Below are 13,716 nucleotides of genomic sequence, written 5' to 3' on the forward strand. Positions count from 1 at the left end.
TCTGCTTGGCCGCCCAGGCCATTGAACCCGTCCGCCCCTTATGCCACCTTGATCGGCATCGGAGCAGGAAGAGGAGCCGGCCCCGATGCGGGCCGGCGCCAGCGCACGCCCGCCATCAGAACCATGACTGGAGACAACGATGCGCGACGCGATACGGCGAGGCAGGGCTCAACCTGTCCGGATGACGGCAGCAAAGGCAGCAACAACAGACACGACAGTCACCCCCACCTTTCCCCGCAGGCATGCCCTGACGGCCGGCTTGACGCTGGCCTTGGCTGCACCGCTATGGGCCTTGGGCGGCGCGGCCCACGCCCAAGACGGACCCTACCCGTCCAAACCCGTCACCATCCTGGTTGGCTTTCCACCCGGCACGGCCACCGACACCGTGGCCCGGATGCTGGCCGAACGGCTGGCCCAGCGCATGGGCCAGCAATTCATCGTTGAAAACAAGCCCGGCGCAGGCGGTTCGATTGCCGCCGGCCTGGGCGCGCGCGCCAAGCCGGATGGCTACACGCTGATGATCGGCGCATCCGCCCCGCAGGCGATCAACCCGCATGTCTATCCCAACCTGAACTACGACGCCCGCAAGGACTTTGCGCCCATCGGCTTGATCACCTGGCTGCCCTACCTGTTCGTCGTCAGCGCCGACAATCCCGCCCACGATCTGAAGGAGTTCCTGGCGGCGGCCAAGGCCAGGCCCAATCAGCTGACCTACGCCACCACCGGCATCGGCACGACCAGCCATCTGGTGACGGCAGTGCTGTTGTCCAAGGCTGGCGCCAGCATGGTCCATGTGCCTTACAAGGGCAGCAGCCAGGCGCAGACCGATATCGTCGGCGGCCGCACCACCGCCACGTTCGACACAATGGTGTCGTCGCTGGCCATGGTGAAATCCGGGCGGCTCAAGGCGCTGGCCGTCAGCACGCCTGAGCGCGTCGCCATGCTTCCCGATGTGAAAACCGTGGCTGAACAAGGCTATCCCGGTTTCGACATGGGCGCATGGCTGGGTCTGATCGCGCCTGCCGGCATCCCGCCTGCCATCCAGGACCGCCTGTCCCGCGAGATGAACGCCGTGCTGGCGGATACCACCGTGCGCGACAAACTGGGAGACCTGGGCGCCCAGGTCCGCACCACGCCGACGCCCGCCGCCTTCGGCGCCATGATGAAGACGGAATACGACTCGTGGGGCGCCATCGTCCGCGATTTCAATGTCAAAGCCACCGACTGAACAGGACACCACGACGATGCACGCCAACCCCGACATGAGTTCCGACTTGAGCCCGCAGGAATGGGACACCCGCGTCCAACTGGCCGCTTGCTACCGGCTGGTGGCGCACTTCGGCATGAGCGACCTGATCTACAACCACATCACCGCGCGCATCCCCGGCACGGAAGATCACTTGCTGATCAATCCCTACGGCATGATGTATGACGAGATCACCGCATCCAGCCTGGTCAAGATCGATCTGGCGGGCAATATCATCGGGCCATCCTCGTCTGGCCTTGGCATCAACGCCGCCGGCTACGTGATCCACAGCGCCGTGCACGGGGCGCGCACCGACGTAGGGTGCGTGATCCACACGCACACGCGCGCCGGCATGGCCGTGTCGGCCTTGCAGTGCGGTCTGCTGCCGCTGACGCAGACCGCCATGCGATTTGCCAAGATCCCGTATCACGACTACGAAAGCGTCGCCATCGACCTGAGCGAACGCGAACGCCTGGTGGCGGATCTGGGCGCCTCCGAGGCGATGATCCTGCGCAACCACGGCCTGCTGGCCGTCGGGCTGACCGTCGCGCAGGCATTCAACACGTTGTATTGGCTGGAGATGGCGTGCAAGGCACAGGTGGATGCACTAAGCGCCAACCGCGAACTCTGCCTGCCGCCCGCGGAAGTCATCGAAAGAACCTGGCATCTGTATCAGCCCACCACACGCCGCCCCTTCGGTGAACTCGAATGGCCCGCCATGCTGCGCTTGATGGACCGCAAGGACGCCAGCTACCGGCAATGACGGCGGCTATTCGCCGCGCGGCAGCAGGTCCACGCCTGCCGCGTGGCTCACGCCCGCAGGAAGAATCGCCGCCAGACTGGTCTTTACCTCAAGCAGATACGGCCGGTCGGCGGCCAGGCCGCGCGCAATGGCGGCATCCAGCTGAGCCGCTTGCGTCACGTATTCGGCTTGCACGCCGAAGGCCCGCGCCATCATCGTGAAGTCCGGGCTGGACAGACTCGTGCCGACATACCGGCCCGGATACGTGCGCGCCTGATGCAGCCGGATCGATCCATAGCAATTGTTGTTCGACACGATGAACAACACCGGCAGCCCGCGTTCGGCGGCGGCCGCCATTTCGTTGCCCGTCATCAGGAACCCGCCGTCGCCCACCAGGCACACCACCTTGCGATCCGGATGGCGCAACTGGGTGGCGATGGCTGCCGGCGTGCCGTAGCCCATCGCCCCCGATTGCGATGCCATCAGCCTTTGCGGATACACGAACGGGAAGTGCCGGTATACGGGCGCGGCAAAGGTGCCGGCGTCCAGGCACAGCGCGACATCGTTGGGCGCCTGCGCCGCCAGCGCGCGCACCACCGACACAAAGGGCACGCCGTCATCGCCGACGGGCTCGGGCCACGCCGCCGTGCGCTGTTGAATGGCGCGCAGCGAGGCAGCCCAATCGTCCCGCGCCAGCCCCTGCCCCGTCGCGGGCAGGTTGGCCAGCGCGTGCGCCGTCGCCGCCGGGTCGGCCACCAGACCGACGTCCGCGGCGAAATGCTGGTTCACGATGTGCGGGTCCGCAAGGCAATGCACCAAGGCCTGCGACGGCTTGGGATGGCAGGGAAAGGTGTAGCCCTGCGTCGTGATGTCGCCCAGGCGCGTGCCCAGGGCCAGGATCAGATCACTGGAATTGAACGCCGCCACCTGCGCGGCTGGCGTCGCCAAGTCCAGATCGCCCGCATAGAGGGCATGCGTATTGGGGAAGATATCGTGCTGCCGGAACGACACGGCAACGGGAATCGTGTGGCGTTCAGCCAGCCGCCGCAATGCCTCGCGCCCGCCCGGCCGGTTGAACGCGCCACCCGCAATGATCAACGGGCGATGCGCCTGTGCCAGCAGCCCCTGAATGCGGTCCAGCGTGGCGGGCGCAGGCTGGGCCGGGCTGTCGGGCACGGCAACCCAATCGGGTTGCGCCACGGATGCCTGTTGCACGTCCTCGGGCACGACCAGCACCACCGGGCCCGGCGTGCCGGACGTTGCCACGCGGATCGCCTTGAAGGCGGCCGTGGCCAGTTCCTCGGCCGTGCCAACCTCCGCCACCCACTTGGCCATGGAACCAAACATCTTCTGATAATCGATTTCTTGGAATGCTTCCTTGCGTACGTCCTGCTTGGGCACCTGCCCGATCAGCAGGATCATCGGCACGCCGTCCTGCTGCGCCGCGTGCACGCCAATGGACGCATTGGTGGCTCCGGGGCCGCGCGACACCATCACCACGCCTGGGCGCCCCGTCAGTCTGGCGTCCGCGCCCGCCATGAACGCCGCGCCACTTTCGTGCCGGCACGTCACCACATCGATCTGCGGAAAGTCATGCAGCGCGTCCAGCACGCCCAGATAGCTTTCCCCCGGCACCACGAAAACGCGGTCAATGCCATTGGCGGCAAACACCTTCAGCAAGGCATGGGCGGATGTGTTCGGATCAGCGGATACGGTCATGGAAGCCATGGAATTGAGGATTGAGTCGCGGAAATTCTAGATTGGCAAGCCTGGGCCAACTAGGCATACTCTGGCAATCAGATATACAAGAAACGCACACTAGAGACAGCGGCGCACACGCCCGCCACAGACCCGGGATGGACTTACGCAAGATCGAAAACCTGATCCACGTGGCCGATCAGGGCAGCTTTTCAAAAGCCGCGTCCGTGCTGGGTATCGCCCAATCGGCGCTGGGCCGCCAGGTCAGGAAGCTGGAAGACGAATGCGGCTGCGCCCTGCTCTATCGCAATGGGCGCGGCGTGTCCTTGACGCCCGACGGCGAAAAGCTGCTGGACCGCCTGCGTCCGCTGCTGCGGCAGATGGACCATGTGGTCACCGAATTCCACAACGACCAGAAGTCTCCGTCGGGCCAGGTCACGCTGGGCCTGACCCCCACGCTGAGCCACATGGTCGGCACGCGGCTGGTGGCCGAAGTCTGGAAGCGTCATCCGCGCATTCAACTCAACATCATCACCGGCTACAGCGGCTACGTGCTGGAATGGCTGACCAACGCCCGCGTGGACATCGCGGTGCTGCATGACGCCCGGCGTTCGCAACATATCGCGGTGGATCCGCTGGCCGAACTGGATCTGGCCCTGGTGTCGCCGCCGCAAAGCCTGTCGCCCGCCGCCCGCGCCATGCCGACAATCGCCTTCGCGCAACTGCGCGACCTTGCGCTGGTGCTGCCCACCCGCAACCACGGCCTGCGCCGCACGCTGGAGCACGCCGCCACGCAGGCGGACATGCCGCTGAACGTCACGTTTGAAATCGATGCGCTGGAGCTGATGAAGGAAATCGTGGTCGAGGGCCTGGCGCACACCGTGCTCGGCCTGCCCGCCGTCATCAAGGAAGTGGCCGCCGGCCAATTGATCGCACGCCGCATCGTCGACCCCGGCCTGTCGACCCGCCTGATGCTTGCCACGGCCTCAAGCCGGCCACTGACCCAGGCGGTGAAGATCGTGCAGGGAATATTGCGTGAAGTGCTGGGGGAAATGACGGCCACCGAGCCGTATCGGGCGGGGATGCGGATGGTGGGTGATTAGTACCGCATTCATGCTATTTCCAGGGTTCTCGGGTATCCATGTGCCGTGCCAGTTCCATCGCATCATGCAGTACGCGCCCCACCAAGACGACAGCGCCCGCTATCCGATAGATAACGAAGTGGCGCGGTTGGCGCACGATGCCAGATTTCAGGCGCGCTCGTTCCCGGCTAAAGCGTAGATGCCAGCTACGAACACCATCCCCAAGTTCCGGACGTTCAATGCTGCCGGCTCGATCCGGCTGCATCGAGATGTCACGCAACGCGGCCACCAGCAATGCTTCGTAGCGCTCACCAGCCGCTTCTCCAAATTGCGCATGTGTCCAGGCCAGAATGTCGACAATATCAGCCTGTGCCGTAGCCGAGAGCCTGTAACGTGTGATCACGGCCCTTTCTTTGCCCGATCAGCCGCTTGCGCGCCAAGCGTTCCGATAAAGTCCTGGAGCTGGTCTTCGGAAACCTCGGTATAGCCGCCACGCTCAAGATCGGCCCATCCCTGATTGGCCGAGGCTCGTAGCGCATCAAGCTTGGCAGCGTCTAACCGTTCGCGCTGCTCAATCAAGCGCAGCCCCTCGCGCAGCACTTCGCTGGCGTTCTGATAGCGCCCCGATTGCACCAGCGTCTCGACAAAATCATGCTGATGTTCACTGAGAACCACATTGCGCGTAGGCATGGATTCGGCTCCTGAAATGGCTTGGCAACGGATCTAATCGCCATTGGCATATTATGCCAACACTTCGGCGGGCCGCCACTAGGTCGCATTTTAATCCGACCCCATTTATGAGGAACGACTCGCCCCCGCCACCACCCGATGCACGAACTGCAACTTGCCGACCACCTCGGCCGGCAGCACGAACGGGTAGAAATCCCGCTGCCCCATGCTGCGCGATAGTTCATTCAAGACGCCGGTCAGCGCAACCCAGGCGTTGACCAGATCCAGAAACGCCTGGCCGTCCGGATCCTGGGGGTCGTACAGCGATTCCACCGTGAAGGGTTCATAGGACTGCTCTACCGCCATTCGCGTCACGCCAAAGCTGATGGCGGTGTCCAGCGTATCCATCATGTGCAGATAATGCGCCCAGGTCTCGGCCCAGTCTTCCCAGGGATGGCAGGATGCGTAGGTGCTGATGTAGTGCAGATCCCAGTCCGCGGGCGGGCCTTCTTCGTAGTTGCGCTGCAATGCTTGCGCATAGTCGATCTGCTCGTCGCCAAACACCTGGCGAAAGGGTTCCAGCCAAGGGCTGCCGGCAATCAGCTGATCCCAGTAGTAGTGGCCGACCTCGTGCCGGAAATGGCCCACCAAGGTGCGGTAGGGTTCACGCATGTCCTCGCGCACCTTCACCCGGTAGGCATCGTCGGCCTCAAGGATGTTGATGGTGATCAGACCCTGCGCATGCCCGGTCAGAAGCGGCGCACCATCGGCGACGGGCGCCAGCAGGTCGAATGCCAGCCCGCCGTCATCAGGCGCCACGGAAGGCCGCAATGGCAGCCCCAGCGTCATCAACTGGGCGATCATCTGGCGCTTGGCCGCCTCCACCTTGAACCACAGCGGGCCATTCTCCGGCACCGACAAGTCGGGAATCGTGCGGTTCAGGTTGCAGGCAATGCACAGCGTGTCTGGGGCATGCGCGGGCAACAGCCAATTGCACAACGCCGGCATGGCGTAGTTGGCGCAGCGCTTGTACGTCTTGCCGCGCGCCCTGCCGGCTTCGCGCCATGTGTCCGGCGCCGCGCCCTCGTCCAGCGCCAGCACGTGGCCGCGCTTGGGATCGAACCCCAACTGCCGATGGCAGTTCAGGCATTCCGTGTTGGAAAAAAAGATGGGTTGCCCGCATACGCACTGAAAGGCCTTCGCGCGAGCATGTCGCACGCGCTGGCGCCTGGGAGCACGTAGTTGCCGGTGAATCGCGTCGACGAAATAGCTCATGCGTCGCTTCCTGTGGGAAATTCGTCAATGGGCGCCACGGTGACACGCACTTCAAGTTCATGACCACCGCCTCGGATCACGCCCCGCAGCGGCGTGACGTCTCCGTAATCCCGGCCATAGGCCAGAATGACGTGCGCGGTGCCGGGCACCACGTCATTGGTGGGATCCAGGTCGATCCAACCGCCGTTCACGGGCACGCCCGCGCAATGCACCGACACCCATGCATGCGAGGCGTCGGCGCCAATCAGCCGCGCGCGTCCGGGCGGGGGCTGCGACATCAGATATCCGCTGACGTAGCGCGCCGGCAGGCCGATGGCCCGCAGGCAGCCAATCATGACGTGGGCGAAATCCTGGCACACCCCCACCCTGTCCCGGAAAGCCTCCAGAATCGGCGTGGACACCTGCGTGTGCGCGGGCCGATAGCTGAAGTCCTGGTGAATGCGGTGCATCAGGTCCAATGCCGCCTCGGCAACGGGGCGTTCGGGCGTAAACGACAGCAAGGCGTATTCCCGCAACTCCGCGTGCATCGGCACATAGGGCGACGGAAAGGTGAACTCGACTTCCGGCGCGAACGGCAAGGCCGCGTCATAACGCAGGCGGCGCACTGCCTCCTCCCAGGGCAAGCCGGCCCCGGGATCCAATGCGTCAAATCGGGGATGAACGATCACCGTGCTGATCGCCCGCACAGTCAGTGACTCATGCGGCGCCACCAACGCGAACGTGCAGCGTGTATTGCCGAATCCGTCCACGGCCTCGGCCAGATCGGACGGCGCGGGCGTCACGTTCAACGCATAGGCTTCGACCACCTGGCAGGCATCGTTCAACGGCCGCAAATAGCCCAGGTGATGCGCCAGTTCCACCGGCGCGTCGTAGCGATAGGCGGTCTCGTGGTCCACACCCAGCGTCACGCCAGATGCGCAGGCCTGGGGCGGTTCGGAATCGGAGGGCAGCAAGGTCATGGCAGGTGGTGAGGTGGATTACGCCGACAGCGTCTGGTCGTAACCGGCCGCATGGCTGAAATAGCGGCGGCTGATCTCGTTGGAAAGCGCGCTGGCGGCGGTGTCCAGTTGTTCAGTCAGCGCCATGACGCCCGCATACAGGCCTTGAGTCTGTTGGCACAACGTCGTCAGCGCCACGCCTGTCTGGTCGGCAGGCAACAAGCCCAGCAGATCCGTCGCGGGTCCGGCCACCGTGTCGGGCAGCCGCGCCACTTCCTTGCGCAGCACGTTCAGCACACACGCGATGGACCGTGGGTTGGCGGGCTCCTGCACCAGCAGATTCAGCAGGGCCGGCACTTCCTGGCGGCCCGGATAATAGGCGCGGTACGTGATCTTGCTGTCGAACAGGTCCAGCAGGATGTTGAAACCGCTGTCACCCAACACGGCGTTGCGGCGGAATAGCTCGCCCAGCAACCCGCTCATGGTGGACAAGCGTTCAATCTGCCGGCCGATGGTCAGCAGCCGCCAGCCGTCGTCGCGCGTCATGCGGTCGGTTTGCGAGCCCGTGATGGCCGACAACTGCATGCCCAAACGCTTCAGCCCGCGCAACACGTCCGGCGCGGTGATCGGCGCATCGGCCTCCCGGTCTTTCCCCCGCGAGGCCTTGCGGATGAACAGTTCGTTCGCGGTCATGACCAGGCGCCAGTGCTCTGGCGACAGGCGGTCGCGGATCTGGCTGGCGGCAAAGGCCAGCGCGCCCAGGTTGCGCGACACCCCGCCCTGCGCATCATCACCCGCCAGTTCTGCCACCAGCGTGGATTCAAACATGCGCACCGACAGGGTCGGCGCGGATGGCACCAAGCCGCCACGCCGGCATAGCGCGGCGACGGCGGCGAAAAGCTCGCCGGCGTTGTCTTCGTCGCTATTGAGCCAGGTCAGCGCCACATTGGCCAACCGCACGTCGTTTTCGGCGCGTTCGGTATAGCGCCCCATCCAGAACAGGTTTTCGGCAGCCCGGCTGGACACCGGCCGACGCGCGGGCACGATGTCTTCGGGCCGCAGTTGCTCGGGCAGCATCGAAAACGTGTCGACCGCGCCCCGCGTCGTGACCCAGGTGTCCATGCTGCTGCCACCGCGCTGCATCGACACGATCTGCTGTTCGCGGCTGGCAATGCGGGTCAGCCCGCCAGGCAGGACGTTCCAGCCGCCCTCGCCGTCGGCGATGACGAACACGCGCAGCATGGCCGCGCGCGGCACGATGTGGCCGTCGCTCCAGCTGGGCGCCTGCGATAGCGGCAGGTATTCCTGAATGGTGTAGGCGTCGGGATTCTCGGCAATGCGCGCCTGCAACACATCGCGCTCGGAAGGCGCCACCGCGCCCCCGATCACGGGCTCGAAGCCGCCGCGCAGATTGCCCGAATAGGTGGACTTGACCACCGCCAGCGGCAGGTTGGCCAGTGCATGTTCGCGCGCCGCCGCTTCGCCGCACCACCACGACGGCAGTGACGGCAGCAACAGGTCCGCGTCCAGCAGGCGGCGGCTGATGGCCGGCAAGAAGCCGTTGATGGCCGGAGACTCCAGAAAGCTCGTGCCCAGCGAATTGGCGACCAGCACGTTGCCCGCGCGCATCACCTGCAACAGGCCGGGCACGCCCAGCGTGGAATCCGAGCGCAGCTCCAATGGATCGCAGAAATCGTCGTCCAGCCGGCGCAGCACGGCATGCACCCGTTCCAGCCCATGCAGCGTCTTCAGATACAGCAGCTTGTCGCGCACGACCAGATCGCCGCCTTCCACCAGCGTGATGCCCAGGTAGCGTGCCAGATACGTCTGTTCAAAATAGGTTTCGTTGTATGGGCCGGGCGTCAGCAGCACGATGCGGGGCGGCGTGTGCGCCGACAGACCGCCGGGGCTGAGCTTGTACAGCATGTCCATCAGCCGGCGATAGCTGGTGGCCAGATGCTGCACCCGCAGTTCCTTGAACGCCTCGGGGAACATGCCCGAGATCGTCAGCCGGTTTTCCAGCAGATAGCCCAGGCCGGATGGCGCCTGGGTGCGCTGCGACACCACCCACCAGCCGCCGTCGCTGGCGCGCGCCAGATCGAACGCGGCAATGTGCAGATAGGTGTCGCCCGGCGGCACGTAGCCGCGCAGCGGGCGCAGGTAGCCGGGATGCCCCAGCACCAGCGCGGGCGGAATCAGCCTGTCGGCCAACAGCGTCTGCGGCCCATAGACATCGCCCAGCAGCCGGTTCAGCAAGGTTGCGCGTTGGCACAGGCCCTGTTCGATCGCCGCCCAGTCCGTATCGTTGATGACGAAAGGCAGCAAATCCAGCGACCACGGGCGTGCCGACCCGCTTGCCTCGGCGTAGATGTTGTAGGTGATGCCGTTTTCGCGGATCTGTCGGGCCACCACATCCACGCGCCGATCCAGGTCGGCAAAGCCGCCCGTGCCTAGAAGCTCGAAGAAACGGGGCCAGGGTTCGCGCAAGCGCGTCGCGCCCGAGGCATCCGCCGTGGCGCGCAGCTCGTCATAGTGCCCGGGACGTGCGGGCAACGCCGCATGAACCGCCAGGGATGCGACATCCTGCGACGGGTCCGTCTGAAAAAGAAATTGCGGCATAGCGGCTTTATCGGCGGCGGGTGCGCCGGGGTTCAACATGCGGTAGGGCTCAATCGTGCCTTAAATCCAACGAGAACGGAAATTCCCGGCCAACGACGGCCGGTGCGACGTCCATGCGCCCGGGCGTATGGCCGATCTTCTCGAAACGGGCCAAGCGCCGGCTCTCGGCCTCGTAGGAATTGACGGGGAACGATTCCGGGTTCAGCCCGCCCGGATGCGCGACGTGGTATTTGCAGCCTCCCAGTGAACGTTGATTCCAGGTATCGACGATATCCACCGTCAGCGGCACATGCACGGGGATGGTGGGATGCAGCGCCGACGGTGGCGCCCACGCCTTGTAACGGACGCCGGCCACGTATTCGCCCACGCGGCCCGTCGGCTGCAAGGGCAGCGCGCGGCCATTGACCGTGACCACATAGCGATTGTCATTCAGGCCCGATACCCGGATTTCCACCCGTTCCAGCGACGAATCCACATAACGCACCGTCCCTGCGGACGAGCCCTCTTCTCCCATGACGTGCCACGGTTCCAGCGCGCCGCGCAGTTCCAGGTGGATGCCACGCGCCGCCACCTCGCCAAATAGCGGAAAGCGGAATTCAAAATGGGGGTCGAACCAGGCCGGATCGAACTCGTAGCCGGCCTCGTTCAGATCAGTCAGCACGTCCTCGAAGTCCATCTTCACGAAGGTCGGCAGCAGGAAGCGGTCATGCAGTTCTGTGCCCCAGCGCGTCAAGCGCGCGGTGTAAGGCGTCTTCCAGAAATGCGCGATCAGCCCCCGCAACAGTAATTGCTGCGCCAGGCTCATGCGCGCATGCGGCGGCATTTCAAAAGCGCGCAGTTCCAGCAACCCCAGCCGGCCCGTGGCGCTGTCGGGGGAATAAAGCTTGTCGATGCAGAACTCCGACCGGTGCGTATTGCCGGTGACATCCACCAGAATGTTGCGCAAGGCCCGGTCGATCATCCACGGCGGCACGTCGCCCCCCTGCTCCGCGCAGCGCCGATGGATCTCCTGAAATGCCAGCTCAAGCTCGTAGACCTGGTCATTGCGGGCTTCGTCGATGCGCGGCGCCTGGCTGGTCGGCCCAATGAACAGGCCCGAAAACAGGTAGGACAGCGATGGATGATTCACCCAGTACGCCAACAGGCTGGCCAGCACGTCCGGCCGGCGCAGGAATGGGCTGTCGGCCGGCGTGGCGCCCCCCAACACGAAGTGGTTACCGCCCCCTGTGCCGGTGTGGCGGCCGTCGGCCATGAATTTCTCGGTCGACAGCCGGGTCTCGAAGGCCGCTTCGTAGAGGAATTCGGTATGGTCCACCAATTCCGCCCAGTTGCTGGCGGGGTGGATGTTGACCTCGATGACCCCGGGGTCGGGCGTCACTTGCAGGACCTTCAATCGCGGGTCGCGCGGCGGCGGATAGCCTTCCATGACGACCCTGACCTTCAAGTCCCGCGCCGTGGCCTCCACTTGGGCGACAAGCGCCAGATAGTCCTCCAGGCGGGGCAAGGGCGGCATGAATACATACAGCACCCCATTGCGGGTCTCCACGCACATGGCGGTGCGCGTCAACCACGCAGCGGACTCGAACTTGGCGGGTGGGCGGCCGTCCGGCCTGCCAGCATCGGATCCAGTGCTTCCGGCTCCCCCGCCGTGGGGTGCCTGGCCTGGTACCTGACTAGTCGTGGGACGGGCATGTTGCGTCAGCAACTGCGCAGGTCCGGGCAGCGAACGCCGCGCGTCATAGGGATCACGATCCACCACCACGGGCGCGTCGGCCTCGTCCACCCAAGGCAGCGAATCCAGCGGCAAGCGGTAGCCCATCGGGGAATCGCCGGGAAACAGGTACATGCGTTCATCGCGCAGGAACCAGGGGCCGGAGACCCAGGGGCCGCCCTCGCCCGGTTGAATCGGCAAGGCGTAGCCCACGACGCTGTCCAGCTTTTGCTCGAATACGCGGCGCAGGCGTGCGCGCTCCATCTCGTCGTCCAGGCGGGCATCGAACGGATCCACGTTGGCGGGCAGGCGGCGTTCGCGCCACAGGTAATAGAACACGTCCTCGTAGCCCGGCACGACGTACTTTTCGCTGACGCCCAGCCGTTCGCAAAGCCGCGCCATGAAGCGCCGGGCATCCGCCACGGTATAGGTGCTGCGTTGGCGTTCGTCGGCGAACAGCGTCGGATCCTCCCAGCACGGCTGGCCGTCGGTGCGCCAATAGATCGACAACGCCCAGCGCGGCAACTGCTCGCCCGGGTACCACTTGCCCTGTCCGAAATGCAGAAAGCCGTTGCCGCCATAGCGTGTGCGCAGCCGGCCCAGCAGCTCTAGCGCGAAACCCCGCTTGGTCGGTCCCAGGGCCGCTGTATTCCATTCCGCGCCTTCGCGATCCGACACGGACACAAAGGTGGGTTCGCCGCCCATCGTCAGGCGCACATCCATGTGATCCAGGCGGTCGTCGATCTTGTCGCCCAGATCGCGAATGGCGTGCCATTGCTCGTCGGTGTAGGGCTTGGTGACGCGCGGGGACTCGAACACCCTCGTCACCTGCATCGTGTGCGTGAATTCGACCTCGGCCTCATCGACCGCGCCCGTCACCGGCGCGGCGCTGCCGGGTTCCGGCGTGGCGGCCAACGGAATGTGGCCTTCGCCCGCCAGCAGGCCCGAGGTCGGGTCCAGCCCGATCCACCCCGCCCCCGGCAAATAGACTTCGCACCAGGCATGCAGGTCGGTAAAGTCCGCCTGCGCGCCGCTGGGGCCATCCAGGGCGCGCACATCGGGCTTCAACTGAATCAGATAGCCCGACACGAAGCGGGCCGCCAGCCCCAGATGACGCAGCGCCTGCACCAGCAGCCAGCCGGAATCGCGGCACGATCCGGCGTTGCGCGTCAGGGTCTCTTCGGGCGTCTGCACGCCCGGCTCCATGCGGATCAGGTAGTTGATTTCTTGATGAATCTGCTGATTCAAGCCCACCAGAAAGTCCACGGTGCGCTGCGGACGGACGTCGACCCGCGACAGGAATTCGGTGAAGCGCGGCGTGGCCTTTCCGCACACCAGATACGGCGCCAGTTCGCGCGCCAAGCCATCGCCGTAAGTGAACGGAAACGTTTCGGCGTCCGGCTCCAGGAAGAAGTCGAACGGGTTGTAGACCGCCATCTCGGCAACCAGGTCCACCGTGATCTTGAACTCGCGCGTCTTGCCCGGAAAATTCAGGCGGGCCAGGTAATTGGAAAAAGGGTCCTGCTGCCAGTTGATGAAGTGCTCCGCGGGTTCGACGGTGAGCGAGTACGACAGGATCGGCGTGCGGCTATGCGGCGCGGGCCGCAGGCGCAGCACCTGAGCCGATAGGCCGACCAGACGGTCATACTTGTATTGCGTAACGTGCTTGAGTGCTACGTGGATCGTCACTGCCTTCTCCGGGTCAACTGGGGCTGCCGCACGGGCCGCCAAAGCAC

10 protein-coding genes are annotated in these 13,716 nt (G+C 65.0%); 3 read left to right on the forward strand and 7 right to left on the reverse strand.

The features are described 5' to 3' along the window. Positions 1-139: 139 nt before the first annotated feature. Positions 140-1,228, forward strand: a complete 1,089-nt coding sequence (locus tag HV753_RS03760) for a Bug family tripartite tricarboxylate transporter substrate binding protein (protein ID WP_246288139.1) — start codon at positions 140-142, stop codon at positions 1,226-1,228. Between the two features lie 16 nt (positions 1,229-1,244). Next, positions 1,245-2,009, forward strand: coding sequence for a class II aldolase/adducin family protein (locus HV753_RS03765; RefSeq protein WP_175173665.1), 765 nt, complete (start codon positions 1,245-1,247; stop codon positions 2,007-2,009). Positions 2,010-2,015: 6 nt separating this feature from the next. On the opposite strand, the gene HV753_RS03770 is transcribed toward HV753_RS03765, so the two are convergent. Further along, complete coding sequence (locus tag HV753_RS03770; protein ID WP_175173067.1) at positions 2,016-3,707, reverse strand: thiamine pyrophosphate-dependent enzyme; 1,692 nt, start codon at positions 3,705-3,707, stop codon at positions 2,016-2,018. 137 nt (positions 3,708-3,844) lie between these two features. Between HV753_RS03770 and HV753_RS03775 the strand changes: the two genes are divergently transcribed. Then, entirely contained in the window at positions 3,845-4,789 is a 945-nt protein-coding gene (locus HV753_RS03775; protein ID WP_175173068.1) for a LysR family transcriptional regulator, read from the forward strand. 13 nt (positions 4,790-4,802) lie between these two features. Here the strand turns inward: HV753_RS03775 and HV753_RS03780 are convergent, their stop codons facing one another. The 6 genes from HV753_RS03780 to HV753_RS03805 all read right to left on the reverse strand — a co-directional run bounded on the left by HV753_RS03780 (position 4,803) and on the right by HV753_RS03805 (position 13,669). Then, a complete protein-coding gene (locus HV753_RS03780; RefSeq protein ID WP_246288140.1) occupies positions 4,803-5,171 on the reverse strand; it encodes a type II toxin-antitoxin system RelE/ParE family toxin in 369 nt (122 codons plus the stop codon). Then, complete coding sequence (locus tag HV753_RS03785; protein WP_175173069.1) at positions 5,168-5,458, reverse strand: type II toxin-antitoxin system ParD family antitoxin; 291 nt, start codon at positions 5,456-5,458, stop codon at positions 5,168-5,170. Before HV753_RS03785 ends, HV753_RS03780 begins: the two co-directional genes overlap by 4 nt. Positions 5,459-5,563: 105 nt before the next feature. After that, positions 5,564-6,712: a zinc-binding metallopeptidase family protein gene (locus HV753_RS03790; protein WP_175173070.1), complete on the reverse strand. Its 1,149-nt coding sequence runs from the start codon at positions 6,710-6,712 to the stop codon at positions 5,564-5,566. Then, positions 6,709-7,671 (reverse strand): transglutaminase family protein, encoded by a 963-nt coding sequence (locus HV753_RS03795; protein WP_175173071.1) that lies wholly within the window; start codon positions 7,669-7,671, stop codon positions 6,709-6,711. The genes HV753_RS03790 and HV753_RS03795 overlap by 4 nt, the downstream gene beginning before the upstream one ends. A gap of 18 nt (positions 7,672-7,689) precedes the next feature. Further along, complete coding sequence (locus HV753_RS03800; protein WP_175173072.1) at positions 7,690-10,269, reverse strand: circularly permuted type 2 ATP-grasp protein; 2,580 nt, start codon at positions 10,267-10,269, stop codon at positions 7,690-7,692. A 49-nt stretch (positions 10,270-10,318) separates the two neighbouring features. Then, the gene (locus HV753_RS03805; protein WP_175173073.1) at positions 10,319-13,669 is read right to left on the reverse strand and encodes a transglutaminase family protein; all 3,351 of its coding nucleotides are present in this window, start codon (positions 13,667-13,669) and stop codon (positions 10,319-10,321) included. Positions 13,670-13,716: the final 47 nt, after the last annotated feature.

It is taken from the genome of Achromobacter pestifer, assembly GCF_902859625.1.
Classification (GTDB): domain Bacteria; phylum Pseudomonadota; class Gammaproteobacteria; order Burkholderiales; family Burkholderiaceae_B; genus Achromobacter; species Achromobacter pestifer.

Bases quoted from the DNA above. Each gene is read 5' to 3' on its own strand.
- HV753_RS03760 (WP_246288139.1), top strand. From the start codon at position 140: ATGCGCGACGCGATACGGCGAGGCAGGGCTCAACCTGTCCGGATGACG.
- HV753_RS03765 (WP_175173665.1), top strand. From the start codon at position 1,245: ATGCACGCCAACCCCGACATGAGTTCCGACTTGAGCCCGCAGGAATGG.
- HV753_RS03770 (WP_175173067.1), bottom strand. From the start codon at position 3,707: ATGACCGTATCCGCTGATCCGAACACATCCGCCCATGCCTTGCTGAAG.
- HV753_RS03775 (WP_175173068.1), top strand. From the start codon at position 3,845: ATGGACTTACGCAAGATCGAAAACCTGATCCACGTGGCCGATCAGGGC.
- HV753_RS03785 (WP_175173069.1), bottom strand. From the start codon at position 5,458: ATGCCTACGCGCAATGTGGTTCTCAGTGAACATCAGCATGATTTTGTC.
- HV753_RS03790 (WP_175173070.1), bottom strand. From the start codon at position 6,712: ATGAGCTATTTCGTCGACGCGATTCACCGGCAACTACGTGCTCCCAGG.
- HV753_RS03795 (WP_175173071.1), bottom strand. From the start codon at position 7,671: ATGACCTTGCTGCCCTCCGATTCCGAACCGCCCCAGGCCTGCGCATCT.
- HV753_RS03800 (WP_175173072.1), bottom strand. From the start codon at position 10,269: ATGCCGCAATTTCTTTTTCAGACGGACCCGTCGCAGGATGTCGCATCC.